The organism is Arthrobacter sp. GMC3 (genome assembly GCF_002929305.1).
In the GTDB taxonomy this organism is placed as follows: Bacteria; Actinomycetota; Actinomycetes; order Actinomycetales; family Micrococcaceae; genus Specibacter.
Genome location: NZ_PJIO01000123.1, coordinates 1 through 579, shown reverse-complemented (window position 1 = coordinate 579; position 579 = coordinate 1). Strand labels below are relative to the sequence as shown.

The 579-nt window shown below is 63.9% G+C and carries 1 protein-coding gene; it reads right to left on the bottom strand.

Going from position 1 to position 579, the window contains the following annotated elements; genetic code table 11:
* Positions 1-579, bottom strand: a 579-nt coding sequence (locus CXQ94_RS23940; protein WP_181034374.1) for a nitrate- and nitrite sensing domain-containing protein, incomplete at both ends; no start/stop codon positions are given.

Below are 579 nucleotides of genomic sequence, written 5' to 3'. Positions count from 1 at the left end.
CTCCTCGGTCAGGACGATCAATGCGGTACGTTGCTGATCGCTCATCTCACCCTTGGCCAGCACCGCCGAGGCACTGCCGCGCAAACGGCCCAGATACTCGACCAGAAACGGCATGCGGTTCACTGCCGTGGTCATCAGGTAGTAGGTCTGCGGCTCCGGATCGAAGGTCAGGCCGTAGGCATCCGAAAGTAGCGTCTGGAATGTCAGCAGCTCGCCGATCAGCGCGGTATGCGCCTGAAAATTCTCGACCTGGGTCCAGCTCAGGCCGGCGCGCTTGATCTCATCCCAGCGGCGGCCGATGTCTTGCCACTCGCGCAGCGTGCGCTTGTCTTCGGCGAGCGCACGCTCCATTTCCGCCAAGGCAGTCGCGACGCTGGTCTGCAGCGCATCGCGACGCCCAGCCACGGTGGCGTTGCCGCCCAGCAGCATCGACGAGACGCCGCGGTGCTGCTGGGTCAGCTCGATCAGGCGGGACATCGGTCGTGCCAGCGAGGACGCCACCAGCTCGCTTTCCGCACGCTCGATAGTTCGATTCAGCTGACCGGCAATGGTCAGCATCAGGCTGGCGAAGGCAAGAAA